Origin of the sequence: Sphingobium sp. OAS761, from assembly GCF_024168485.1 — a bacterium.
GTDB lineage: Bacteria > Pseudomonadota > Alphaproteobacteria > Sphingomonadales > Sphingomonadaceae > Sphingobium.
The window spans coordinates 104,709-129,987 of sequence record NZ_JALJVY010000007.1 but is presented as its reverse complement, the minus strand read 5'-3'; the positions used below and the strand labels follow the sequence as shown (position 1 = coordinate 129,987).

Genomic DNA, 25,279 nt, shown 5'->3' with positions numbered 1-25,279 from the left:
CGGGGAAACGCGCTTTCTCCGCTTCCGTCGCGTGCGCAGTTCCGGGGTTGCGGCACCATTGTCCAAAGCGCGCGCCGGTCGTGCGGAAATTCCGACAGTTAGGGCGGAACCAGGCCCCTATGCCCTTGGTTTGATCAGGCGGGCCTCGCGCGCCTGGAGCCGACGCGGGGAACGGAAGGCAATGGCCTCGTGCCAAAATCCGCCATGGGCGATCTTGAGCCCAAGCCGATCGTCCGCCTTGACCTGTCCGGTGCAACGGGACGCGTCTGATATGTATCTTGATCTGGGGCAAAATTTTGTCGGCACCCCGCGTGCAACCAGTTTCACACCGGAGATTTTAGTCAGAGCCGCTGCCGCGAGGGGGGATCGGCCATCGGATATTTGATGGAGAGATTTCCCTATGAAGATCGCGCAGATTGCCCCGCTGGCTGAAAGCGTCCCTCCGAAACTCTATGGCGGCACGGAAAGGATCGTGTCCTACCTGACCGAGGAACTGGTGCGGCAGGGCCATGACGTCACGCTGTTCGCCAGCGGCGATTCCGTCACGAGCGCCGAACTGGTGCCGATTACCGACGTGGCGCTGCGGCTTAACCCCGACGTCCGCGACACCATTCCCTATCACATGATCCTGCTGGACGAAGTGCAGCGTCGGGCGGATGAGTTCGACGCGCTGCATTTTCACATCGACGTCATCCATATGCCGCTGGTGCGCGATTTCGTCGGGCGGACAGTCACCACGCTGCACGGTCGCCTGGACCTGCCGGACTTGCCGCCACTCTATCGCCGGTTCGCCGATCACAGCCTGGTGTCGATATCGGACCATCAGCGCGCACCGATGCCGCCGGTGAACTGGGCCGGGACGATCTATCATGGCCTGCCCGGAAACCTGCTTCGCCCCAAATTTGCAAGTGATGACGGCTATCTCGCGTTTCTGGGGCGCATCTCTCCGGAAAAACGGCCTGACCGGGCCATTCGCATAGCCGCGCGCGCCGGCCTGCCGCTCAAGATCGCGGCCAAAATCGACAATGTCGACCGGGGCTATTGGGACGCGGAAATTGCCCCCCTTGTCGCCGACAACCCCAATGTGGAATTTGTGGGCGAAATCAGCGAACAGCAGAAGGCGGAATTTCTCGGAAATGCCCGGGCCTTGCTGTTCCCGATAGACTGGCCCGAACCTTTCGGCCTTGTGATGATAGAGGCGATGGCCTGCGCCACCCCAGTCATTGCATTCCGCTGCGGTTCCGTGCCGGAGGTCGTCGAACACGGCGTTTCAGGGTTCATCGTCGATAGCGAGGATGAGGCGGTCGAGGCGGTCAGGCATCTGGGCAACCTCAGCCGCATCGGCGTCCGCGCAGCATTTGATACACGTTTTACCGCGGAACGAATGGCGATGGATTATGTTAACCTGTATCATGCTCTTCCCGGTGCCCGTACGGAGGCGGCGCGCTTGCGCCGGATGCGCGGAGAGGGGGCGGAACTTCAGGTCGTCGGATAAAAGAGGGTATCGCCATGTCACTTGCCAAGCCCGTTCCGGAGGCGCGGCCGCTAGATCCGGGCCAGATGCTGTCCCAGGCGCAGACCCAATTCTTCATTCCCGCCACAGCGTCGCTGCACGAGCGGCGCCCGCGCACGCTCAAGCACGGCGACAGCTTCGCCGTGTTCGATCACAGCGGCGACGCGATCGCGGGTCCGGGCAGTCCGGAGGGGCTCTACCATCGGGATACGCGGCACCTTTCCCACCTGTACCTGACGGTAAACGGCCTGCGTCCCATCCTGCTGAGTTCGGCGTTGCGCGACGACAATGCGACACTGACCTGCGACCTGGCCAATCCCGACTTCATGGGGGACGATGGCCGGGTCGCGGTGGAACATGACCTCATCCATCTGCGTCGCACCCGGTTCCTGCGGGACGGCGCGGTCTATGAACGGATCACCGTCCGCAACTTCGACAGCCAGGCCCGCCAGGTGGAAATCGGTATCGCCTTCGCGGCCGATTTCTCCGACCTTTTCGAAGTGCGCGGCATGACCCGGTTGCGCCGGGGCGAAATGGGGGAGCCGCGCCTTACCGAGGCCGCGGCGGAACTCACCTATCTCGGCCGCGACGGGCAGGAGCGGGTGACGCATCTGCGGTTCGATCCTCGCCCCGCCACATTGTCCGAGCGACAGGCACGGTTCCAACTCCATCTCGATCCGGGGCAGCGCCGCGCGATTTTCATTCAGATCAGCTGTTATCGCCCCGAGGAGGAATCCAGCCTGTCGCGGCATTTCCTGAAATCGCTGCGCGAGGCGATGGAGGATATGAAGGAAGCGCGCGCGCGCGCCGCCAGCATCCGGTCGACCAACGATCTGTTCAACGAAATTGCGGGGCGGTCGATCGCGGACATCGCGATGCTGTCGACCCAGACGGCCTACGGACCCTATCCCTATGCCGGCATTCCCTGGTTCAGCACGGTTTTCGGCCGAGATGCGCTGATCACCGCGCTACAGACGCTCTGGCTCGACCCGGAAATCGGACGCGGCGTGCTCGGCTATCTCGCCGCGCATCAGGCGACCAGTTTCGACGCCGCCGCCGACGCCGAACCCGGCAAGATCCTGCACGAGGTGCGCCACGGTGAAATGGCCGAACTGGGCGAAGTGCCGTTCCGGCATTATTACGGCAGTATCGATTCCACGCCGCTGTTCGTCATGCTGGCCAGCGCCTATCTGGAAAGAACCGGCGACCTAGCGTTCGTCGAAAGCATCCTGCCGCAATTGCATGGCGCGCTGGAATGGATCGACCGTTACGGTGATCGCGATGGCGACGGCTTCGTCGAATATGGCCGTCACACCGACCAGGGGCTCCAGAACCAGGGGTGGAAGGACAGCCATGATTCCGTCTTTCACGCCGACGGTTCGCTGGCGTCGGGACCGATCGCGATCGCCGAGGTGCAGGCTTATGTCTACGGCGCATGGCATGGCATCGCGACGATCCTCGCCAGGCTGGGCGACGCTGCCGGTTCCGCAGCCTATCTGGACAGGGCCCGGGACCTCCGGGAACGCTTCGACGCCGCCTTTTTCGATGCGGACCTCGGAACCTATGTGCTGGCGCTCGACGGCGCGAAGAAGCCATGCCGCGTGCGTTCGTCCAATGCCGGGCATGTGCTGTTCACCGGCCTTGCAAAGACCAGCCGTGCCGATGCCGTCGTTCGCACCCTGATGGCGCCGGCCTCCTTTTCCGGTTGGGGCATCCGCACCATCGCCTCGACCGAGGCGCGCTACAATCCGATGAGCTATCACAATGGGTCGATATGGCCGCACGACAATGCCATGATCGCGGCCGGTTTCGCGCGCTACGGCTATCGGGAGGAAGCCGCGCGGATATTCGAAGGGCTGGTCGCCGCTGCAAGCTATGTCGATCTGCGCCGGTTGCCCGAACTCTTCTGCGGATTTCCCCGGCGCCGGGCGATGGGTCCGACCTTTTATCCCGTTGCCTGTTCGCCGCAGGCCTGGGCGGCCGGAGCACCGCTTTCCCTGGTGCAGTCCTGCCTTGGGCTGTCGATCCAGGTCGATGAAAAACGCCTGTGCCTCGAACAGCCCGTGCTGCCCGAATTTCTGGGAACGTTGCTGCTCAAGGGACTGAGTGTCGGCAATGCGCGGATCGACGTCGCGCTCGACCGGATGGCGGGCAAGGCCGTGGTCAAGCCCATGGGGCGGAGCGGAGAGGCGCAGGTCGTCACCATCGCCTGACGGCGACAGCGTAACGCGGATGTCGTATCGATTGCCGACATGTCTGGCTGGGGCGGCAGGATTCGAACCTGCGCATGGCGGTACCAAAAACCGCTGCCTTACCGCTTGGCTACGCCCCAGCAGAGCCGGTCCGAGCCCGGCGAGGACCGCCATATAACGTCATATCGGCGAAAGGAAAGCCTAGTCATCGCAGTTTCGTGGCGTCAATATGGCCGCTTCCCGCTTGCTTGGAACGATACCGGCCATGTCTGCATCCTCTTCTTCTCCAACCCCTGCGCAGATCGCCCCGGCGTCGCCGCTTTTCCTGCGCGAGGACGAGATAAGGCGCGGGATAGAGATGCTGTATTTCGGCTATGGCGCGCTCACCCGGTCGATCGATGAGGGGCTGTCGGCGCAGGGATTGGGGCGGGCGCATCATCGTGCGCTCTACTTCATCTCGCGCCAGCCGGACCTGACGGTGAAGGAATTGCTGGCCTTGCTGGCAATCACCAAACAGTCGCTGGGCCGCGTACTCAACGACCTGATCGAGCGCGGCTACATAGAAACGCGCACGGGGACGAGCGACCGCCGGCAGAAGCTGCTGCGGCTCAGCCCGTCCGGGCAGGCGCTCGAGGCCGATCTCTTCCGCGCCTTGCGGGAAAAAATGGCCGCTGCCTATGCCCAGGCGGGGCAGGGGTCGGTGACAGGATTCTGGCGGGTTCTGGAAGGGCTGATCCCCGAATCGGACCGGTCGATGGTGTTCGGCCTGCACGGCCGGTAGTTTCCCGCACGCAACTTTATCGGCTTTCCCGCGCTTGTCCCTCTCCATGCAACGATAGAGAGGTAGCTTCATGCGCATGCCCATCCTCGCCGGAATGGCGATCCTGGCCGCCACCGGCCTGTCCGCCTGTTCGGAAAAAACGCAGGATAATCTCGAAAATACCGGCTCCTCCATCGGCAACGATATGAGCCGCGCCGTCGATGACGCGGGTGATGCGATCGGCAACGGCCTGGACGACGCAGGTCGCGCCATCGACAATGGCGCGGATCGTGTCGGCGATGCGACGGACAATGCCGCCGCCGATGCCCGGCGGGAAGGTCAGGAAGCCAAGCGCGACATGGGCGATGCCCTTCAGGATGCGGGCACCGACCTGAAGAACGACTGATGATGGCATGGGCGGCGCGCGCGGACGCGCCGCCCCGCTTGCCCCGTCTTGACCGACGCCTGCACGATCCATAGGCGGCGGCAATGGACTCCGCGCTTCCGCCCCAGCTTCCCGAACGGGTGACCGACGGACCATGGATGATCGGCCGGCCGGAAATGGCGCTGATCGGCGTGACCATGTTGTGGGGCGGCACTTTCCTGATCGTGCACGTTGCAATGCGCGCGTCCGGCCCGCTGTTCTTCGTAGGCCTGCGTTTCGGTACAGCCGCCCTTGTCGCCTTGCCCCTGGCATGGCCCGTCTTGCGCGGTTTGACCTGGCGCGAACTGCGCGCGGGCGCGGTGATCGGGCTGGGCATCTTCGGCGGCTATGCGCTCCAGGCCTGGGGGCTTCGCAGCATATCCAGCTCCACCTCTGCCTTCATCACGGCGGCCTATGTGCCGCTGGTGCCGGTGCTCCAATGGGCAATCCTTCGGCGCCCGCCGCGTCTTGCAAGCTGGGCCGGCGTCGCACTCGCGCTCGCGGGACTGATGCTGATCGCGGGGCCGCGCAGCGGCATCGGGCTGGGGTGGGGCGAAACGCTGACCCTGGTCAGCACCGTCGCGATCGCGCTGGAGATCATCTTCATCAGCCTGTGGGCCGGCACGGTCGACGTGGTGCGCGTGACGCTGGTCCAACTGACGGTGACGTCGTTTCTGTGCTTCGCTTCGATGGTGCCGGCGGGGGAGGCGATCCCGCCTTTGTCCCCCTATATATTGCTGGCGGCCTGCGGGCTGGGCGCCGCGACCACGCTGATCCAGCTCGTCATGAACTGGGCGCAGCGAAGCGTGTCGCCGACCCGCGCGACGCTGATCTATGCCGGCGAGCCGGTCTGGGCGGGCATCGTCGGCCGCGTCGCCGGCGACCGGATGCCGCCTTCATCCCTGCTGGGCGGCGTCCTCATCGTCGCTGCGGTCGTCGTCAGCGAACTGCGTCTGGTCCGCCGCGACACGCGGACATAAATCATCCGCAGGTTGGTCGGTCACGGTCGGCGGCTCCTTGGCGTGCACGGTTCTACGACCATGATCTTTCCGCGCAACGCAAGGCCTCTCCGGTGGATTGATTCCGACATTCGAACGAGGCCTGGCCTCGAACGGTGTCGAATGTCGGAATCGGACCACTAGGTCCGGCGGAACACCGGTGGGCGCTTTTCGAAGAATGCGGCAAAGGCCTCCTGCGCCTCGGGTGATGCGAGCCTCTCGCGAAACAGCCGCGCTTCCTCCTCGATGCGCGCGGACAGGATCGCCGTATCGCCCTTCATCAGGCGGCGCGTCGCCATCAGTGCCTCGGGCGGCTTGGCAAGCAGCGCCGCCGCCTTCCTGCGGGCATGGTCGATCAGTCCATCCGGCGGGACGATGGCGGTGACCAATCCCGACCGGTCGGCCGTCTCGGCATCCATCGGTTCGCCCAGCAGCAGCATCGCGGCCGCCTTCGCATGACCCATGATTGTCGGGGCCAGCAGGCTGGACCCGGCCTCCGGCACGATGCCCAGGTTGACGAACGGCGTGATGAAGCGCGCGTCGGGCGCGGCATAGATCAGGTCGCAATGAAACAGCATCGTGGTGCCGACGCCTACCGCCAGCCCCTGGACGGCGGCGACGAGGGGTTTTTCGAACGCCGCGATCGCCCGGATGAAATCGAACGCGGCCGCGCCGCCTTCCGGTCCGGCCATGAAATCTTTGAGGTCGTTGCCCGCGCAGAATGCGTCGCCGCTGCCGGAAAACAGCACGGCGCCGACGTCCGGTCGGCCCGCGGCGTCGGCCAGCGCGGCCGTCATCGTCCGATACATGGCGCCGGTCAGCGCGTTCTTCTTTTCGGGCCGGTCGATCCTGATCTCGATCACGCCTTCATTTTCGCTGATGGCGATATGTTCGCTCATGCCCAATCTCTCCTTTCAACGCCCCATGGCAAAACAGGTGGCGACAAGTCTGAGCGCCGTCTATCGCGCCATCCGACCTCCGATCAACCCGGGCTTATGATAGAGCGCCTTCGCCTTGTCCTCGATCCTTTCCTGATCGCGTTGCTCGCGACGGTGCTGGCTGCTTCCCTGCTACCGGCCAGGGGCGCTGGCGCGCAGGTGGCCGGCGCAATCGCGGACGCCGGCATCGTGCTGCTCTTCTTCCTGCATGGCGCCAAATTGTCGCGCGAGGCGATCTGGAGCGGGGCAAGGGCGTGGAAGCTGCATCTGGGGACGCTCGCCACCACATTCGCATTGTTCCCGGTCGTCGGAATCATCGTCCGCCATGCCGCGCCCTTGCCGGAAGGATTGCGGGACGGACTGCTCTTTCTCTCCCTGCTGCCCTCGACCGTGCAATCGTCCATCGCCTTCACCGCCATCGCGCGCGGCAATGTGGCCGCGGCGGTGGTCAGCGCGTCTTTTTCCAATCTGCTGGGTATCCTCGTGACGCCGTTGCTGGTCGCGCTGCTCATGGCGCGTGGCGGCACCGGCGGCCTTGTGTCCGCCCAGGCGGTCGAAGCGATCCTGCTGCAATTGCTGCTGCCTTTCCTGCTCGGCCATCTGGCGCGGCCCTGGGTGGACGGGTTCATCGCCCGGCACAGGGCATTGGTGGGACGGGTCGACCGGGCATCGATCCTGCTGGTCGTCTATGCCGCCTTTTCGGCGGCGGTGGTCGAAGGATTGTGGCGACGTGTGTCGGGCGGCGAACTGGCCCTGCTCGCGCTGATCTGCTGCATGATGCTGGCCGTGGTCCTCATTTTTACCCGGGTTTTGGGACGCGCGCTCGGCCTTGCCCGCGCCGACGCGATCGTGCTGATTTTCTGCGGCTCTAAAAAAAGCCTCGCATCCGGTGTGCCGATGGCGGGCGTGCTGTTCCCCGCCAGCCTGGCCGGGCCGGTGTTGCTGCCGCTGATGCTGTTTCACCAGATCCAGCTCATGGCCTGTGCCGTGCTGGCGCGCAGACTGGCAGCGGAAGAAGCGGAGTAACGATGGACAGGCCCGGCCAATAATTATACGATTGTATAACAGTTTCATATGGGGACCGAATTGACGAGAAGGGGGGCAGGAACGGAGGAAGATCCGGATGCGGGCTGGTCCCTGCCGGCATGGACCTATGTCGACACCGAATTTTTCTCGGAAGAGGTGGCACGCATCCTTCGGCCATCGTGGCAGATCGTGTGCCATGACAGCGATATTCCTGCGCCCGGCGATTTCCAGCGGTTCGATTTCGTCGGCGAAAGCATCGTTCTGATCCGTGGCGCGGACGGGGCGGTGCGCGCCTTCGCCAATGTCTGCCGCCATCGCGGCGCGCGGATCGTCGATGCGGATGTGGGATGCGCGAAGAAGCTGGTCTGCCCCTATCATGGCTGGACCTACGAACTGGACGGGCGGTTGTCCGGCGTGCCCGGCCGCACCGGCTACGGACCGGCCTTCGACCCCGTCGATCATGGCCTCGCATCGGTGGAGGTCGACCGGTGGCAGGGGTTCCTGTTCGTCCGGCTGGAAGATGACGGCGGGCCATCCGTCGCCGCTATGATGGCCCCCTATGCCGAACAGATCGCGCCCTATCGCTTCCCCGACCTGCGGGCGATGGGCCGCGTGACGCTGCGGCCGCGCGCGGTAAACTGGAAGATCATCGGCGACAATTATTCGGACGGCCTGCATATCGCGGTCGCGCATCCGGGCTTGCGGCGGCTGATGGGCGACGGATACGGGGTTGAGGCGTCGGCGCATGTGGACAGGATGTGGGGACCGATACTGGACCTGCCGTCCGCCAATCCGTCCGAACGCGCCTATCAGCATTTCCTGCCCACGGTCCCGCACCTGCCGCCCGATCGGCAGCGGCTGTGGACCTATTTCAAACTGTGGCCCAATTTCGCGATCGACATCTATCCCGATCAGGTGGACTTCATGAGCTGGCTGCCCCTGTCGCCGACCCGGACCCTGATCCGCGAGATCAGCTATGCCGTTCCCGATGACCGGCGGGAAATGAAGGCGGCGCGCTATCTCAACTGGCGCATCAACCGGCAGGTCAATGCAGAGGATACCGATCTGGTGAACCGGGTGCAGGCCGGGATGGCCTCGTCCGGCTTCAGCGTGGGACCGCTCAGCGAACAGGAAGTGGCGCTGCGGCATTTCTGCGGTCGGGTGCGCGCGCGCATTCCGCAGGCCCGCCTTCGTACGGCGCCATCCGCCGGATGGAGCGCGCGTCCATGACCAGCCACTATGATGCGGTCATCATCGGGGGCGGGCATAATGGCCTTGTCTGCGCTTTCTATCTGGCGCGTGCGGGCTATCGCGTGCGGATATTGGAACGGCGCGCGGTGGTCGGCGGCGCTGCGGTGACGGAGGAATTTCATCCGGGTTTCCGCAACTCGACCGCCAGTTACACCGTCAGCCTGCTCAACCCCAGGGTGATCCGCGACATGAAACTGGCCGATCACGGCTATCGCGTGATCGAACGGCCTGTCAGCAATTTCCTGCCGCAGCCCGATGGAGGCTATCTGAAACTGGGCGGCGGGCTGGAACGGACACAGGGCGAGTTCCGCAAGTTCAGCGCGAAGGATGCCGAAACGCTGCCATCCTATTATGCTGCGCTGGAGGTGGTGGCCGACCTGCTGCGCGACCTTGTGCTCAAAAGCCCGCCCAATGTCGGGGACGGCATGACGATGGTCATCGACGCGCTCAGGCAGGGGTGGCGCATCTCCGGGCTCGGCATCGAACAGCAGCGCGACGTGCTGGATCTGTTCACCAAGTCCGCCCGCACCATCCTGGATTCCTGGTTCGAAAGCGATGCGGTCAAGGCGGCGTTCGGCTTCGATGCCGTGGTCGGCAATTATGCCAGCCCCGACACACCCGGCAGCGCCTATGTCCTGTTGCATCATGTGTTCGGCGAAGTGAATGGCAAGAAGGGAGCCTGGGGCCACGCGGTCGGCGGCATGGGGGCCATCACCACGGCAATGGCGGCGGTGGTGCGGGCGATGGGGGTCGAGATCAGCCTGGAGGCGCCGGTCGCTTCGGTGCTGGTGGATGGCGACCGCGCCGTCGGCGTGCGGCTGGACGGCGGGGAGGAGGTGACGGGGCGCTGCGTCATCGCCAATGTCGGGCCGAAGCTCCTGTACGAACGGCTGATGGCGCCGTCGGACCTGCCCGCCGATTTTCGCAGGCGGATCGGCGCGTTCAACGTCGGATCTGGCACCTTCCGCATGAATGTGGCGCTGTCGGCGCTGCCTGATTTTACCTGCCTGCCGGGTGTCGGTGAACATCACCAGTCGGGCATCATCCTGGCTCCCACGCTCGATTATATGGACCGGGCCTTTCTGGATGCGAAGCGCGACGGCTGGTCCCGCGCGCCGATCGTGGAAATGCTGATCCCCTCGACCGTCGACGACAGCCTGGCGCCGCCGGGATGCCATGTCGCCAGCCTCTTCTGCCAGCAATTCGCGCCGGTTCTGCCCGACGGCCGCAATTGGGATGACGAGCGGGAGGCGGCGGCGGACGCGATCGTCGCCACCGTGGAGGCGCAGGCCCCCCGATTCGCAGACAGCATCATCGCACGCCAGATCCATTCTCCGCTCGATCTGGAACGCAAGTTCGGTCTGGTCGGCGGCGACATCATGCATGGCCATCTGTCGCTGGACCAGATGTGGTCGGCACGCCCCGTGCTGGGGCATGGCGCCTATCGCGGACCGCTCAAGGGGCTCTATATGTGCGGGGCAGGGACGCATCCGGGCGGCGGGGTGACGGGCGCACCGGGCCATAATGCGGCTCGCGCGGTGCTCAAGGACGGCGCCATCTGGAACCGGTGGCGCTGAGCCGAAGCGACGCCGTCATTTATCTGCTTGAAAAAAATCTGACAGATGTCAAGATTTCGCTGGCGGGTCGTCACGAGGCAATTCGTTATCTGGTGAAAAGGGGGAGGAAGCCCGGGCTTCGATGGTAACGCGGCACCGTTCCGCGTGAAGGGGGACATCTGGGGTGAAGCGGCTTCCCGTCACGAAACTGGCCTTGCTGGCGCTGTTTTCCGCGTCTGTCGTGTTCGCGCAATCGAACGGAGCACCGGATGGCGCCGCGATGAAGGAAACAGAACCCGGCATCCCCGTCACCGATCCGCTGGTGCGGGAAAAATGCGGCGGCTGCCATACCCCGGACGCGAAGGGCAATCTGAGCCGCATCAGCTGGGTCCGCACTACGCCGGAGGGCTGGTCGCAGGCGATCAAGCGGATGGTGCGCCTCAACGGACTGTATCTGACCCCCGATGAAAGCCGCGCGGTCGTCAAATCGCTCGCCGCCTCGCACGGGCTGGCGCCGGAGGAGGCAAAGCCCGTCATGTATCTGGCCGAAAAGCGGATCATCGACGAAAGCATCATCCCCAACGAAACCATGCATGGCGCCTGCGCCAGTTGCCACGCCTATGCCCAGCCCATGTCCTGGCGCCGGTCGAAGATGGAATGGAAGACGCTTCAGGACCTGCACGTCGCTCTCTATTCACAGGCGGATGCGCAATATCGCCGGCCCGCAGAGGACAGCGAACAGCCCGAGGGTCGCGATCCCAAGGACAAGCTGACCCGCGGCGAATATGCGCTTACCTATCTGCCCAAGGTTGCCGGGCTGCACTCTCCGGAATGGGCTGCGTGGAGCGCGCGCCAGCGGGCGCCGCGCCTGGCCGGGGACTGGCTGGTGGTGGCATCGGTTCCCGGAAAGGGCCGTTTCGTGGGCGACTTCACTGTCGCGCCGGGCAAGGCGCCCGACGAATTCATCACGCAGGCGCATTTGCGCGCTCTGGGCGACGGCGCCACGATCAGCCGCAGCGGGACGGGCATCCTCTATGCCGGATATAGCTGGCGCGGATCGTCGAAGGGGACCGCCGCCGCGACCCCCGACGACCTGGCCAGCCCCGCGCGCGAGACGATGTGGTTCGCGCCGGACCAGCAAAGCGCGCAGGGGCGCTGGTTCTGGGGCGAATATCAGGAATTCGGCTATGACGTGAAACTGGTCCGGGCCACCGCCGCGCCCGCCATTCTGGCCGTCGTGCCCGGCCCGGTGAAGGTCGGGACGAGAGGCGTGCAGATGCGCATCCTGGGCCATAATCTGCCCCTATCTCCCGCCGCCGCCGACATCGATCTGGGCGCGGGTGTTTCGGTAACCAAAATTCTGTCGGCGACCCCGCAGGAAATGGTGATCGCAGCCGATGTGGCGCCCGCCGCAATGCCCGGGCCGCGCGACGTGCAGGTTGCCGGCGCAGTGCTGGAACAGGCTTTCCCGGTCTATCGCAACGTCGATTATATCAAGGCGACCCCGGAAACCGCGCTGGCCCGGCTGGGCGGTATAAAGTTCGCCAAGGGGTATCAGCAGTTCGAGGCGACCGGCTACGACAACGGCCCGGACGGCAAGCCCAATACCAGCGACGACGTCGCGTTGGGGCCGGTCGATGCCGACTGGTCGATGCAGGAATTCATGTCGGTCTATTATGACGACGACATGAAATATGTGGGCGCGCTAAGCCCCACCGCCTTCTTCACGCCGGGCGTGGAGGGGCCCAATCCCGAACGCCGCTTCGGCCGCAACAATTATGGCGAGGTATGGGTCGTCGCCACCGCGAGGAAGGAAAGGGACAAGTTCGGGCGACCGTTGAGCGCCCGGGCCTATCTGGTCGTGACGGTGCCCATGTATCAGCGGTTCGACCAGCCGGAGGTGGCGCGATGACGGTCATGCAGGCACCGGCCTATCGCCGGGCGGAATATCATGGCTTCACGGCGGGAGGCGCGGATTTCGTCTATCTCGTGAGCGCCGGTGCGATCTTCGAGATCGACACGGACGTGCAGGCGGTGCTGTCCCGCCTCGACGGGCAGGACGTCGCCCACGCCGCGCTCGTGCGGCAATTGACGGGGGACGGGCGTGATGCGGCGGATGCCGAGGCGCTGGTGCGCGAATTGCGCGTTGCGCGGCTGATCCAGCTTGGCGCCGCCGCGCCGGTCATGCCGCAGGCGCCGCCGGCCGACTTTCCGCTACAGGCGCTGGTGCTCAACGTCACCAACCAGTGCAATCTCGCCTGCACCTATTGCTACGAATTCGGCGCGGACAAGATCGCGACGCCTGCGGGCAAGCCCAAATATATGACGCTGGAAACGGCGAAGGCGTCGGTCGACCTGCTGATCGCCGAAGCGACCGGGCGCAAGGCGGTACACATCACCTTCTTCGGCGGCGAAACATTGATGAATTTCAAGCTGCTGCGCGACGTCGTGAGCTATGCCAATGGAGCGACGGCGGCGGCGGGGAAGGGGATCACCTACAGCCTGACCACCAATGCGACGCTGCTGACGGAGGAGATCGTCACCTTCCTGTCGGACAATCGCATCGGCGTCACCGTCTCCATGGACGGCCCGCCGGAGGTGCAGGACAAGCATCGCGTCTACAAGAACGGCAAGGGCAGCTATGCGGTCATCGAACCGCGCCTGCGCACGCTGATCGCCGGCCACAAGACCCGCGCCGTCACCGCGCGCGTGACGCTGACCGAAGGCGTCACCGACGTCGTGCGCATCTTCCGCCATCTGAAGGACGACCTCGGCTTCCACGAAGTCGGCTTCGCCCCCGTCACCAGCGGCGAAACGCGCGCCTATTCGATCGACGCCAATGGCATGGACGATGTGCTGGCGCAGTTCGGCGCGCTGGCCGAAGAATGGCTGGAATTCGCCCTGCGCGGCGAGGTGCACGGCTTTACCAATGTCAGCGAGACGATCAGCGAACTGATCTCCGGCGTCAACAAATCGCATCCATGCGGGGCCGGGCTGGGCCTGATGGGGGTCAGCCCCTCGGGCGACCTGTCGCCCTGCCACCGCTTCACCGACGCCGACACGCATGTAATGGGCCATGTGTCGAGCGGCATCGACCGGGCCAAGCAGGGCGACTTCCTGGCGCGCGGCCATGTCGAGGCGAAATATGACTGCCAGAGCTGCTGGGCGCGACCGCTGTGCGCGGGCGGATGCCATCATGAAGCGTTCGTGCGCTATGGCGACACGGGCCACGCCAACCTCCATTATTGCGACTGGATCCGGCAATGGACCGACACCTGCCTGCGCATCTATGGCGAACTGGCGGTGAAAAATCCCGGCTTCCTCGAACGCTTCGCTGAACGAAAGGGCCTGTCATGAAGCATCTTCGTGCCATCAACAAAAAGGCGCGCGCGATCGACGAGGCGGTGGCGCAGATCGAGGCGGCGGCATCGCCCGCCGCCGGGGCGGATGCCGACATGGAAGAAGATGTCATAGCCCTGCAACAGCAGCCACGGCCCCATGTGCCGATGGGGTGCACCTTGTCCTTCTCGCCCGGCTGGGAAGTCGATGCGGGCGGGGGTACGGCGGGCCTCTGCCAGCCGGTCGAGCGCGACATCTACGACTGCTACGTCACCTGCTTCTGGCCGGTGCAGGTCCCCGACCATGTCAATTACTCGCCCGACTGGGCCAGCAACTGCGCCACGGCCACCAAGGACTGGCGCAATCTCGACCTTGTTTTCCCATGAGGCGCGCCATGCTGACTTTCCGCCGGTTTCCCGCCTTCTGCCTGGCCATGCTGGCCGCCGTCCCGGCGCCCGCCGCCACGCTCTTCATGGGCTCCTATCCCGACCAGTTGCTGATCTTCGACGAAGGATCGGCGTCGGTCACCGGAAAGCTGACCCTGGCGACCGGCCTGCCGACGTCGATGATCCTGTCCGACGACGGCAAGCGCATCTATGTGACGACCATCACCACCAGCGGGATCGAGGTGGTGGACACCGCCGCCCGCACCGTGGTGAGCAAGTTCAGCCTCAATGACGGCACGACGCGCTATCGCTTCTGGGGCGGCACGCCCGATCCGGCGGGACGATTTTTCTACACGCTGCTGACCCGCATCGACAAAGGGGCGGATCGCTACACGATCAGCAAGCCGATGTGGGCGGCGATCGACCTCAAGACCCGGAAGATCGCCCGCACCGTCGAACTGGACAAGGAGGACGAGCGGTCGGGCGGCGGCTGGCGCATGTCCTACAAGGTATCGCCGGACGGCCGGTTTCTCTACGCCTTCGGGGAAAAGGTGGTGATCGTCGACACCGCCACGCTCAAGGTCGTGGACCGCATCGACCTTGCCCGGCCGGATGGTACGGGCCTTGAAAATGTGGGCTTTGGCGGGTCGCTGGAAACAATGCGCACGCCGGGGCAGTTCGTGTCGCTGTTCAACGCGTCCGATCCCTATATCCACAACAAGATGTTCGGGGTCGCCCGCTTCGATCTCAACAGCCGCCGGTTCGACTTCACGCCCATCGGCCCCGCGCCCGAAAGCATGGCGGGGCTGGAGGTCACGCCGGACGGGAAGCAGGCCTATACCGTGGTGGTCAACGGCAAGCTGGGGTCGAAGCGCTGCGAATTCTGGCACATGGACCTGACCACCAACGCGGTGGTCGACAAGGCCGAGTTTCCGTGCCGCTCGCGCTTCCGCTTCGGCATGTCGCTGGATGGCCGCAAGCTCTACATCTACGGCGCCAGCTACGATGTGGAGGTGTACGACGCCACAACGCTGAAACTGGAAACCAAATGGGACCTGGGCAACGATACGACGGGTGCGGGCATGGTTGCCGTCCAGTGACGCGCGTGGCGACGGGCCGCGGGCGCACCTGATGGCCGTCGCCATCCGGGGCGCAGGCATCGCCGCACGCGCGTGCGCGCATCTTCTGGCGAACGCCGGCCTGCCTGTGTCGGTCGATCCTGTCGCGCGCGCGCCGGTGCCCACGATCATGCTCGGCGACCCCGCGCTGGCACTCATCCGCGACATATTCGGTCAGCCCGGCCTGTTTGCGGACTTCCCCCGCGTGTCGCGGCGGCTGGTCGACTGGGGCGGGCGCACGGCGACCGTTCCGCATGGCGGCGTGCTCCTGTCGGAGGGGCAGCTTCAGGCGGCCTTGCCCGCGCCGGCATCGTCGCCCGAAGGCGCTGTCGACTTCACCATCCATGCCGCTTCGTCGGTGCCGGCGGGCACCATGCATGTTTTCGGCGATCGCCATGCCATGGCCGCGCGGGTGATGCTGCGCGACCCCGCCAGCGCGCGGGAAGCCCGGATCGAGGCCGTGGCGGACGGGTGGCTCTATCTGGTCCCGGCGGGCGAAGGGCAGGGCTGGCTGCTGGGAGTCGGTGCACCGATCGACGGGCTGCTGGGGGGAAGCGCCCTGATCGCGCCGGGCGTAGACGCCGTGGGGGCGGCATCCACGCCGTTTCCCGCCGCACCGCGCCTGCATCTGCCGATGACCGGCGCTGACTGGCTGGCGTGCGGGACGGCGGCGATCGGCTTCGATCCCCTTTGCGGCGACGGCGCTGCGCAATCGGTGCGGGAAGCCATCCTCGCCTCGGCGGTCGTTGCCGCCATTGCCGAAGGCGGTGACCGGGCGGCGCTGCTGTCCCACTACCAGTCCATGCTGATCGCGACGATGCGGCGGCACCTGCTGCTCTGCGCGCAATTCTATGCCGATGGTGGAAGCGGGGACTGGTGGCGCGGCCAGCATGACGCGCTGATGGAGGGGCATCGCTGGTGCACCGGCCTGCTCGCGATGCTGCCCGAACCGCGGTTCCTGCTCGATGGTCTGCGCCTTGTTCCGCGACCGGTGGCGGCATGACGCAAGCCCCGTCGCCCCCGGTCGCCGACTGGCGCACCTACCGGCGGCTCGCCCCTTTTCTCAAGCCCTATCGCGGCGCCCTGCTGGGCGTTCTGGCGATCAGCCTCCTGTCCACCCTGTCGGGCCTTGCCCAGCCCTATCTGTCCAAGCTGCTGATCGACCAGGCCCTGCTGCAAAGGGACATGGGCGCGCTGGTGCGGATTGCGGCGATCATGATCGGCGTGACGATAGGAGGCTTCGCCGTCAACATCCTCGCCAGCTATCGCTACGTCGCGCTGTCGGCGGCGATGCTCTACGATATTCGCGCCGCCCTGCTGCGCCATCTCCAGACGCTCTCGCCTCGTTTCTACGGCAGTTTCCGGCTGGGCGACCTGGTGTCGCGCCTCAACAGCGACGTCAGCGACGTGCAGCGGATCGCGGCGGACACGCTGCTTTCGGTTGTCGGCAACCTGCTCTTCTTCGTCGGCTGCGTGGCGATGATGCTGTGGCTCGACTGGCGCCTGTTCCTGGTCAGCGTGCTGCTCGTTCCTGCCAGCCTCGCCATCTTCTCCCATTACCAGCGCCGCCTGACCGCGCTGACGCGCACCATGCGCGAACGGGGTGCGGATCTGGGCAGCCTGCTGGTCGATACGGTGATGGGGATGCGCGTGGTCGCGTCGCTGCGCGCGGGCGAGCATGAGGTCGGGCGGTTCAGGGCGAGGAACGACGCCTTCGTCGCCGCGATGCTCAGGATGCAGGTGGCCTCCTTCCTGACCGGGGCGCTGCCCGGCACGCTGATGACGGCGGCGACGTCGGCGGTGATCCTCTACGGCGGCTGGCGCATCATAGAAGGGGACATGAGCATCGGCACGCTGGTCGCCTTCATGACCTATCATATGCGGCTGCTCTCGCCGATCCAGACGCTCATGGGCCTGACGTCGGGCCTTGCGTCGGCACGGGTGTCGCTGGGGCGTATCTTCGAACTGTTCGACACCCCTCCCGACGTGGTGGAGCGTGCCGGCGCCCGGCCCCTGACGGGCGCCGGCACACTGCGGTTCGAAGCGGTGGCGATGCGCTACGACCGCGATGCCGTGCTGCGCCATGTGGACCTGACCATTCCTGCGGGCAGCCTGTGTGCGATCCTGGGACCCAGCGGCGCGGGCAAATCGACCATGGCTGACCTGATGGTGCGCTATCTCGACCCGGACAGAGGGCGCATCAGCGTGGACGATGTGGACCTGCGCGATTGCCGGCTGGACGACCTGCGGCGCGAAATCATCCTGGTCGACCAGGCACCCTGGCTGTTCAACGACACGATCGCCGCCAATATTGGCTTCGCCCTGCCGGACGTCACCCGGGCGCAGATCGAGGCGGCGGCGCATGCGGCCGGGCTCGACGCCTTCATCGACCGGCTTCCCGAAGGCTACGACACGCCTGCGGGCGAGCGCGGCATGGCCCTGTCGGCGGGCGAGCGGCAGCGGATCGTGCTGGCGCGCGCCCTGCTGCGCCGGCCGGGCATCCTCATCCTGGATGAACCGACATCGGCGCTGGACGGCGATACGGAACAACTGGTCGCGGACCGCCTGCGCGCGGCATTGCCCGGCGCGACCATCATCGTCATCACCCACAAACCCCTGCTGGCGCAGATGGCGGACCATGTCATCGCGCTGAAGGACGGGCGGGCGACCATGACCCGGCGTGCCGGTCCGGTCCATGTCTGATCCTGTCCGCATCGCCATCATCGACAGCGGCGTGCATCCGGGCCATCCGCATATCGACGCCGCCCGGCTGCTGCCCGGCTTCGCGGTTGCGGCGGACGGAACGGTGTCCCGTGACGAGGCGGTCGACCGGCTTGGACACGGCACGGCCGTGACCGCGGCGATCCAGGATCAGGCGAAGCAGGCGTCCTGCCTGCCGATCCGCGTGTTTCACGAATCGCTCCGCACGACCGCGCGGGCGCTGGTTGCGGCGATCGACCGGGCGGTGTGGGAAGGCGTGGAGATCGTCAACCTCAGCCTGGGGACGACGAACCCGGCGCACCGTGCCCTGTTTGAAGCCGCCGCCGATCGCGCCCTTGCGGCGGGCGTGCTCGTCGTCGCGGCGCGCGCGGTGGAAGGGACGCCCTGTTATCCGGGCAGCCTGGACCGGATACTGGGCGTGGCGCCGGACTGGGACTGTGCGCGCGACACCATAGTGGAGCGGGACGGCATCCTGCATGCATCCGGCCGACCCCGGCCGATTCCCGGCGTACCGCAGCGCCGCAACCTGCACGGTGTCAGCTTTGCCGTAGCCAATATGAGCGGCATTATCGCGCGACGGGGGCGACAGGAAGTTGCGCGCCGACTGGTGCAGCTTGGCGCGGCGGCGGACCCGGCCGGACGCCCGGCCGACGATGCCCTAGGCCGGTGACACCATCGCCTGGCGATCGAGTATCTCACGCACCTTCGCGGCCAGGTCGCCATAGCTGAACGGCTTGGTCAGCAGGTCGACGCCGGGGTCCAGCCGCCCATGATGCACGATGGCGTCGCGCGCATAGCCGGTGGTGTAGAGGATTCGCAGGTCCGGCCAGCGGGCATGGACATCGCGGGCAAGGTCGGCACCACTCCGGCCGCCGGGAAGAACGACGTCGGTGAACAGCAGGTCGATGGGGTCGCTCGACGCCTCCAGCACCCGGATCGCCTCGGCCGCCGTTTCCGCCTCCATCACCCGATAGCCCAGATCGCGCAGGACGTCGGCGGAATAGGCGCGGACCTGCTGGTCGTCCTCGCACAGCAGGATGGTTTCGTTGCCGCCCTTGCGCGTCGGTTCCACGGCAGATGCCGCCTCGACCGGCGCCATGCCATGCAGGCGCGGCAGATAGAGGTTGATGCTGGTGCCTTCACCCGGCTTCGACAACACGCGCATGTGCCCGCCAGATTGCTTGATGAAGCCATAGACCATCGACAGGCCCAGCCCGGTACCGCGTCCGACATCCTTGGTCGTGAAAAAGGGTTCGATGGCATGGCGCACCGTATCGGCATCCATGCCTTCGCCGCTGTCTGTGATCGTGATCAGCACATATTGGCCCGGAGCGATGTCGGGCTCTCCCGCCATTGCCGCCGTCTCGACATAGATGTTGTCGACCGCGATTCGCAGCGTGCCGCCGTCCGGCATGGCATCGCGGGCATTGACAGCCAGGTTGATCAGGGCGTTCTCAAGCTGGTTATGATCCACCTCGATCGTCCAGGCCTGCGGGTTGAGGCAGGTGTCGATCTGGATCGTCTCGCCCAGGCTGCGGCGCAGCAGGTCATGCATGCCCGATACCAGCTGGCTGGGGTCCATTGCGCGGGGCATCAGCGGTTGTCGCCGGGAAAAGGCGAGCAGCCGCTGCGTCAAGACTGCGGCACGTTCGGCGCCCGCCATGGCATTTTGCGCCGCCCGTTGCAGCCTGGCATCGTCCGCGGGCAACTTGCGCATCAGCAGGTCCAGATTGCCGGTGACGACCTGGAGCAGGTTGTTGAAGTCATGCGCGACACCGCCGGTCAATTGCCCCAGCGTCTCCATTTTCTGCGCCTGTCGCAACGCCGCCTCGGCGTCCGCGCGCGCCTGCGCCTCGGCCCTATGCTCGGTGACGTCACGCGCCACGCAAAACATCAGGTCGCCGTCCGCGACGGCGGTCCAGCTGAAGATATGATAGTTGCCGTTCCGCGCGCGAAACCGGTTTTCGAACCGGCTCGCTTGCTCGCCGGCCGCAATGGCCTCGATCCTGCCCCGTGTCCGCTCCACATCGTCGGGATGTTCCATCCATTCCGACGTCCGGCCGATCAGTTCCGCCTGCGACCACCCCAATATGTCGGTCCAGGCCGGGCTTGCGGCGAGCCATGTCCCCCGGGCATCGGCGATCAGGAACGGATCGCGCGCAAGCGCCCACAACCGGTTGCGCTCGGTCGCCATCTGCCTTTCGGCCAGGACGCGCTGCGTGGTTTCGCTGACAATGCACAGAACACCGCCGATGGATCCGTCCGCCTCGAACACGGGCGAATAGGAAATGTCGAAAAACACTTCCTCGCCCCGGCCGCCGTCACGCTCGATGTAGAAGGGACGATCCTTGGCATGGACCGTCTCGCCTCCGTTCAACACCGAATCCAGCAGCGGCGCCAGGTCGTCCCACAATTCGGCCCAGCCTTCGCGTGCCGGTCGCCCCAGCGCGCGGGGATGCTTGTCACCGATGGTAGGCGCATAGGATTCATTATACAGCGCGCACAGATCCGGCCCCCAGAACAGGGCGATTTCCGCGCGGGACGACAGCAACAGGCGAACGGTCGACACCAGCGCAGGCGACCAGGATTCCACCGGTCCCAGCGGTGATGACCCGTCGATCGCGGCGATCAGCCGTCCCAGGGACCCCTGGCTTGCGATCATGGTCTCGATGGTCTGGTGCGCTTCCATCCTCCCCACCATAATTGTTCAGCCCCCCGACCCGATCGGAAACGATACGTCCCGTCGCGCTAATGTTTCCATCCTGTTAGGATGAAAAGATATTTGTACATTAAAATGCACTCTTGTAACGGCACGGGCATCGGCGCATGTGACCGCCGATGACGCGTTTTGCACCCGCACCCACCGCGCGACCCCGCGCCCTGGCCTGGTGGCTTCTCGTTGTGGCAGCGCTGGTCTTTTGCATGGTCGTCGTCGGCGGCATCACCCGTCTGACCGAATCCGGACTGTCCATCACCCAGTGGAAACCGATCACCGGCGCCATCCCGCCGCTTACCCATGATCAGTGGATGGAGGCGTTCCGCCTGTATCAGCAGATTCCCGAATATCGCGAAATCAACCGGGGCATGAGCCTGTCCGATTTCCAGTTCATATTCTTCTGGGAATGGACGCATCGCCTGCTCGGCCGGCTGATCGGCATGGCTTTCGCCTTGCCGCTGCTCTGGTTCGCCTGGAAGCGCGCGATCCCGGCAGGCTATGGCTGGCGCCTCGTCGCGCTGCTGGCGCTGGGCGGGCTTCAGGGAGCGATCGGCTGGTGGATGGTGGAATCGGGCCTGTCGGTGCGCACCGATGTCAGCCATTATCGTCTGGCGGTGCATCTGCTGACCGCCCTTTTCATCATGGGCGGGCTGATCTGGACGGCGCTGGACCTGTTCGCGCTGGCGCGTCATCCCCATGCGCGGCCGGCCCGGATGCGCGGCGCCGCGCTGCTGACGTTGCTGGCGCTGTTCGTCCAGTTGATGTTCGGGGCCTTCACCGCCGGGCTCGATGCGGGCTATGTGTCCAGCACATGGCCCTTGATGAACGACCATTTCGTCCCGGAAGGAATCGACTGGGGCGGCTCCTTCTGGGCGACGCTGTCGAGCGACCCCTATCTCGTCCACTTCATCCATCGCTGGTGGGCGTGGATCGCCGCACTGGCCCTGGTCATGCTGGCGCGGCGCGCCCGGCGGGCGGGCTGGCGCGGGCCGTCGATAGCGATCAATGCGACGGTGGGCACACAGATATTGCTTGGTATCCTGACGGTGGTGAGCGGTATCGCCCTGCCGCTGGCGGTGCTGCATCAGGCCGTCGGCGCGCTGGTCGTCGCCAGCGCCGCGTGGGGCGCCCATGCCGTTGGTCGCAAGGCTGCGTAACGGTGCCTGCCGCCAGATTGTGCGGGCCTGCCTTGAAAGTCCTGTCCATGATGGCGGCGGCGATGACGGCCGCATCGGCCGGCGCCGACATCGTCGCCATTCCATTCTCCCCGCCGGTCGACCGGTCGCTCGTCTACCGCGTCGATCAAAGCCGTACGATTGAATCGGCAATGCGCCGGTTTACCGCGACGCGGTCGCTACGCTTCACGCGTGATGGCGACGGTTACCGGTTGCAAGCGACGCTGGTCGCGATTGACAGCGACGCGCCGCCTGCCGCGGCGGAGCCCTTCCGTGCGGCGCTGACCCCGCTTGTCGGCGTGGAGATGCATTTTCGACTGGACGCCCAGGGGCATATCCAGTCCCTGGACGACATGGATCAGGTGTGGGCGAGCGTCGAATCGGGCCTGGCGCGGATGATCGGGACATTCGCGCCGGACACGCCGCGCCATCGCGCCGGCGTGGCGGTACAGGCTCTTTTTGCCGGCCTTGCTCCTCAATCCCGCCTTGCCCTGCTTGCCGGCGAATATCAGCCCTTGCTGCTCTTTGCCGGCGGCAATGTGGATGACGCCACGGGGCGGGGGGTCAGGACGGTGGCCGGGTCGCCACTTGGTCGGCCAGTGTCGGTCGAGGGGGTCTTGCATGTCAAGGGACGGAGCGGCGATCAGCTTGAACTGGAGGAAGTCCTCGCCGGGAACGGGGTGGATGTCACGATGCACTATCGCCTCTCCGGCGCCACCGGACTGGTGGAGCACCAGGTGCGCAGAATGGTCATGGGCGAAAGGCGCCTGGTCGAGGAGCGCGATCTTCGCCCGGCACGGCCATGAAGGCGGCATGAAACAAACAGAAGGCCCGGCGCATCGGCCGGGCCTTCCATATCGTCGTTGCTGCTGATCAGCGGTAGCGGCCGGCCACGTAGCCGCCGCTCGTCAGACCATTTTCGCGCCCGTTCGGACTGCGTTCGTCACGGCCGAACATCGCGCCCTGTTCGCGCTCGGTGCGCCATGCGTCCTGCGCTTCCTCGGCGGTCTTTTCGATGGTCACACGCGTCGCGTCGACCGACTTGATCCACCGCGACGGGATGGAATGGTGCACGCCGCCGGCATCCTGGTCGTTCTTGGTCAGGATGATGCGGTCGCCCCGGCATTTGTCGACGGTGCCGACATGTTCGCCGTCGCTGCCGACGACTTCCATATGTTCCTTCACCTGGGCCAGGGCCTGACGCTGTTCGCTGCGACGATTGCGCCAGGTGCCGAATTCAGAGTTGAACCGCGACCGGTTCTCGTTCTGATATTCGGCATAGTCGCGATCCAGCTCGTCGATGCGCTGTTGCCGCCACGCGTGATAGTTGCTGTCATGGTGCGACCCGTGATCCTGCGCCGGGCCGAATGCGCGGGTGCGATAGCCATGATCTTCGCTGCCGAAGCCGCTCCGCTCGCTGGTGTAGGGCGCATAGCCGCGATTGGGGAGGTAGCTGTCGCTGCGCGAGGCGGACGCGAAGCCGACACGGCTCGACGGGTCGCGCGGATCGCCGTAGGGGCGATTATAATATTCGTCATATTCACGGCGGCGCTCGGCTTCCTCGTCGCCGAACCAGCTGCGGATCTCGTCTCCCGCCCGGTCGAAAAACCCGCGCTCGTCGGGATCGTAGCTATCGGGTCCACGGCGATAGTCGGGACTGTCGAATTGGCCGCGCGTGCCATATCGATAGCCGCGCTCTTCGCGCCTGTCCCGGCGGTAGCGATCGTCGCCGCGGTCCCATCCGGCCGAATAGCGATCATCACCATAGCGGCGTGCGCCTTGGTAACCCATTGTCCTTCTCCTTCGTCTGCGTCTTGGAGGCGGCATCCTTGCGGCACCGTCCCCCCTTCAATGTGCGGGCGCGGGCATCGTTCCGGGCGTTACGCAGGAGTAATATCCGGGTGCAGCCTCGCTTCGCCGCTGGCGGATTTTCGCGCTTCCCGGCTACGCCGACCGGGCATGGGCGGCCCTCCGAATTTTTGCGCAAAACACCGTTGCATGGCACAGATGGCTCGCTTATAGGCAGCGCTCCTTCAAGGGGCCGTAGCTCAGCTGGGAGAGCGCGTCGTTCGCAATGACGAGGTCAGGGGTTCGATCCCCCTCGGCTCCACCAATTCTCGGAATTGGTTTCGCCTTCGGTTATGGGTTTGGAACCGGGGCTCCATCCGACTCTTCAGCGTGTTTTCGCCTCGGCATCCGGGGTATCTCCGCCATAGTCTTGTGCGCTGTTGTCGCTGGCCGCGGGCACAAATCCGCTCGGGCATCGGGCGCCGCGTCGCGATCACGGTCCCTGCGGACGCGTTCCAGGGCATTTTTTGTCGCAAGTCCGCGGCCGCAGGGTTTCGCCCGGACGGAAAAGCGTCGTAGGGCAAGGCCATGACACAGGAATTGCAATGACACAGTCATCGACTCTGGACCGGCCGGCCGCGACAGTGGTGATCGTGCGGGACCGGCCCGGCGCCATGCCATCATTGCTGATGGTGCAGCGGGCGCCGACCTTGGCGTTCGCGGCCGGGGCGCTGGTCTTTCCCGGCGGCGCGGTGGACGATGCCGACCGCGCGCTGGCCCTTGAAACAGACCACGGCCTGCCGCAGGACGAAGCGGCGAGCCGGATCGCCGCGATCCGGGAAGCGATAGAGGAGGCCGGCATCGGTGTCGGCCTTGTCGGGGCGGTCGATGCCGCCGCCCTGTTGCGGCTTCGCGACGGGCTGCATGACGGCCAGCCGCTTGGCGCGCTGCTGACCCGGCATGATATCGGCCTCGCGCTGGATCAACTCGTCCCCTTCGCCCGCTGGCACCCCGCGCCGTTCGAGCGGGCGACGCGCATATTCGATACGCGTTTTTACCTGGCACGCGCGCCCGAAGGGCAGGTGGCCAGCGTCGACACGACCGAAAATGTGCGGCTGCTGTGGGGTAGCGCCGCCGACACGCTGTCCCTTTGCGACGCGGGGGAGGGGCGGATCATCTTTCCGACCCGTCGTAACCTCGAACGCCTCGCCCCCTTCGCCTCCCATGCCGACATGGTCGCCCATGCGGCCGCTTTCCCGGTCGAAAAGATCCGGCCCTGGCAGGAGGAAAGGGACGGTGAAACCTGTCTGTGCATCCCCGATCATCTGGGCTACCCCGTTACCTCGGAACCGATGCGCCGGGTGCAGCGCGGCTAGGC

Annotated in this window: 21 protein-coding genes and 2 tRNA genes; 19 read left to right on the top strand and 4 right to left on the bottom strand. The window is 65.7% G+C overall.

Annotated features, from left to right (window positions below):
- The first annotated feature begins 400 nt into the window (after positions 1-400).
- Positions 401-1,495 carry a glycosyltransferase family 4 protein gene (locus J3E64_RS11100; protein ID WP_253342812.1) on the top strand — a complete coding sequence of 365 codons (1,095 nt, stop codon included), beginning with the start codon at positions 401-403 and terminating at the stop codon, positions 1,493-1,495.
- A gap of 14 nt (positions 1,496-1,509) precedes the next feature.
- A complete protein-coding gene (locus J3E64_RS11095; RefSeq protein ID WP_253342811.1) occupies positions 1,510-3,726 on the top strand; it encodes an amylo-alpha-1,6-glucosidase in 2,217 nt (738 codons plus the stop codon).
- Between the two features lie 44 nt (positions 3,727-3,770).
- Here J3E64_RS11095 and J3E64_RS11090 read toward each other — a convergent pair.
- Positions 3,771-3,845 (bottom strand) — tRNA-Gln (locus J3E64_RS11090).
- A 125-nt stretch (positions 3,846-3,970) separates the two neighbouring features.
- Between J3E64_RS11090 and J3E64_RS11085 the strand changes: the two genes are divergently transcribed.
- The 3 genes from J3E64_RS11085 to J3E64_RS11075 all read left to right on the top strand — a co-directional run bounded on the left by J3E64_RS11085 (position 3,971) and on the right by J3E64_RS11075 (position 5,869).
- Positions 3,971-4,486 carry a MarR family winged helix-turn-helix transcriptional regulator gene (locus J3E64_RS11085; RefSeq protein ID WP_253342810.1) on the top strand — a complete coding sequence of 172 codons (516 nt, stop codon included), beginning with the start codon at positions 3,971-3,973 and terminating at the stop codon, positions 4,484-4,486.
- Between the two features lie 70 nt (positions 4,487-4,556).
- On the top strand, positions 4,557-4,871 hold the full coding sequence (locus J3E64_RS11080) for a hypothetical protein (protein ID WP_253342809.1): 315 nt from the start codon (positions 4,557-4,559) through the stop codon (positions 4,869-4,871).
- Between the two features lie 83 nt (positions 4,872-4,954).
- Positions 4,955-5,869 (top strand): DMT family transporter, encoded by a 915-nt coding sequence (locus J3E64_RS11075; protein WP_253342808.1) that lies wholly within the window; start codon positions 4,955-4,957, stop codon positions 5,867-5,869.
- A gap of 158 nt (positions 5,870-6,027) precedes the next feature.
- On the opposite strand, the gene J3E64_RS11070 is transcribed toward J3E64_RS11075, so the two are convergent.
- On the bottom strand, positions 6,028-6,786 hold the full coding sequence (locus tag J3E64_RS11070) for an enoyl-CoA hydratase (RefSeq protein WP_253342807.1): 759 nt from the start codon (positions 6,784-6,786) through the stop codon (positions 6,028-6,030).
- A 99-nt stretch (positions 6,787-6,885) separates the two neighbouring features.
- On the opposite strand from J3E64_RS11070, the gene J3E64_RS11065 reads away from it, so the two are divergent.
- The 10 genes from J3E64_RS11065 (at position 6,886) to J3E64_RS11020 (ending at position 18,892) form a co-directional block, all read left to right on the top strand.
- Positions 6,886-7,851, top strand: a complete 966-nt coding sequence (locus J3E64_RS11065) for a bile acid:sodium symporter family protein (protein ID WP_253343010.1) — start codon at positions 6,886-6,888, stop codon at positions 7,849-7,851.
- A gap of 48 nt (positions 7,852-7,899) precedes the next feature.
- Positions 7,900-9,081, top strand: a complete 1,182-nt coding sequence (locus J3E64_RS11060; protein ID WP_253342806.1) for an aromatic ring-hydroxylating dioxygenase subunit alpha — start codon at positions 7,900-7,902, stop codon at positions 9,079-9,081.
- A complete protein-coding gene (locus tag J3E64_RS11055; RefSeq protein ID WP_253342805.1) occupies positions 9,078-10,679 on the top strand; it encodes an NAD(P)/FAD-dependent oxidoreductase in 1,602 nt (533 codons plus the stop codon). The genes J3E64_RS11060 and J3E64_RS11055 overlap by 4 nt, the downstream gene beginning before the upstream one ends.
- Before the next feature lie 163 nt (positions 10,680-10,842).
- Positions 10,843-12,570: a quinohemoprotein amine dehydrogenase subunit alpha gene (gene peaA, locus J3E64_RS11050; protein ID WP_253342804.1), complete on the top strand. Its 1,728-nt coding sequence runs from the start codon at positions 10,843-10,845 to the stop codon at positions 12,568-12,570.
- A complete protein-coding gene (peaB, locus tag J3E64_RS11045; protein ID WP_253342803.1) occupies positions 12,567-14,015 on the top strand; it encodes a quinohemoprotein amine dehydrogenase maturation protein in 1,449 nt (482 codons plus the stop codon). The genes peaA and peaB overlap by 4 nt, the downstream gene beginning before the upstream one ends.
- Complete coding sequence (gene qhpC, locus J3E64_RS11040) at positions 14,012-14,383, top strand: quinohemoprotein amine dehydrogenase subunit gamma (RefSeq protein WP_253342802.1); 372 nt, start codon at positions 14,012-14,014, stop codon at positions 14,381-14,383. The genes peaB and qhpC overlap by 4 nt, the downstream gene beginning before the upstream one ends.
- Before the next feature lie 8 nt (positions 14,384-14,391).
- A complete protein-coding gene (locus J3E64_RS11035) occupies positions 14,392-15,483 on the top strand; it encodes a hypothetical protein (protein ID WP_253342801.1) in 1,092 nt (363 codons plus the stop codon).
- Positions 15,484-15,514: 31 nt separating this feature from the next.
- Entirely contained in the window at positions 15,515-16,504 is a 990-nt protein-coding gene (locus tag J3E64_RS11030) for a hypothetical protein (protein ID WP_253342800.1), read from the top strand.
- On the top strand, positions 16,501-18,204 hold the full coding sequence (locus tag J3E64_RS11025) for an ABC transporter ATP-binding protein (protein WP_253342799.1): 1,704 nt from the start codon (positions 16,501-16,503) through the stop codon (positions 18,202-18,204). Before J3E64_RS11030 ends, J3E64_RS11025 begins: the two co-directional genes overlap by 4 nt.
- On the top strand, positions 18,197-18,892 hold the full coding sequence (locus J3E64_RS11020; protein ID WP_253342798.1) for a S8 family serine peptidase: 696 nt from the start codon (positions 18,197-18,199) through the stop codon (positions 18,890-18,892). The genes J3E64_RS11025 and J3E64_RS11020 overlap by 8 nt, the downstream gene beginning before the upstream one ends.
- Here the strand turns inward: J3E64_RS11020 and J3E64_RS11015 are convergent.
- On the bottom strand, positions 18,881-20,911 hold the full coding sequence (locus tag J3E64_RS11015; RefSeq protein WP_253342797.1) for a PAS domain-containing sensor histidine kinase: 2,031 nt from the start codon (positions 20,909-20,911) through the stop codon (positions 18,881-18,883). The two genes, J3E64_RS11020 and J3E64_RS11015, sit on opposite strands and share 12 nt — an antisense overlap.
- 149 nt (positions 20,912-21,060) lie before the next feature.
- Here J3E64_RS11015 and J3E64_RS11010 point away from each other — a divergent pair, with 149 nt between their 5' ends.
- Positions 21,061-22,095, top strand: coding sequence for a COX15/CtaA family protein (locus J3E64_RS11010; protein ID WP_253342796.1), 1,035 nt, complete (start codon positions 21,061-21,063; stop codon positions 22,093-22,095).
- Between the two features lie 62 nt (positions 22,096-22,157).
- On the top strand, positions 22,158-22,919 hold the full coding sequence (locus J3E64_RS11005; RefSeq protein ID WP_253342795.1) for a hypothetical protein: 762 nt from the start codon (positions 22,158-22,160) through the stop codon (positions 22,917-22,919).
- 67 nt (positions 22,920-22,986) lie between these two features.
- Here J3E64_RS11005 and J3E64_RS11000 read toward each other — a convergent pair whose 3' ends face one another.
- Positions 22,987-23,904: a DUF2171 domain-containing protein gene (locus tag J3E64_RS11000; protein ID WP_253342794.1), complete on the bottom strand. Its 918-nt coding sequence runs from the start codon at positions 23,902-23,904 to the stop codon at positions 22,987-22,989.
- A 246-nt stretch (positions 23,905-24,150) separates the two neighbouring features.
- On the opposite strand from J3E64_RS11000, the gene J3E64_RS10995 reads away from it, so the two are divergent.
- Positions 24,151-24,226 (top strand) — tRNA-Ala (locus tag J3E64_RS10995).
- 280 nt (positions 24,227-24,506) lie between these two features.
- A complete protein-coding gene (locus J3E64_RS10990; RefSeq protein ID WP_253342793.1) occupies positions 24,507-25,277 on the top strand; it encodes an NUDIX domain-containing protein in 771 nt (256 codons plus the stop codon).
- Positions 25,278-25,279 lie beyond the last annotated feature (2 nt).